The 316-nt window shown below is 40.5% G+C and carries 1 pseudogene; it reads right to left on the minus strand.

The window, feature by feature from the left end:
* Positions 1–316 (minus strand): annotated as a pseudogene (locus ADF62_RS10995) (fibrinogen-binding protein); the annotation flags it as partial.

Raw genomic sequence — 316 nt, forward strand, 5'->3', positions numbered from 1 at the left:
TTCAGTTTCCGAGTCACAATCATTGTCAAACTCAGAATCCGCTTCAACGAGTGAGTCAATTTCAGAATCGCAATCAGTTTCTAATTCCGAGTCAGCGTCAGAAAGTGATTCAGTTTCCGAGTCACAATCATTGTCAAATTCAGAATCGGCTTCAGTAAGTGCCTCAATCTCCGAGTCACAATCAGTATCAAATTCCGATTCAGCGTCAGTAAGTGAATCAATTTCCGAGTCACAATCATTGTCAAATTCAGAATCAGCGTCAGAAAGTGAGTCAGTTTCAGAGTCACAATCATTGTCAAATTCAGAATCGGCTTCA

The organism is Streptococcus sp. 1004_SSPC (assembly GCF_001069025.1).
GTDB lineage: Bacteria > Bacillota > Bacilli > Lactobacillales > Streptococcaceae > Streptococcus > Streptococcus vestibularis.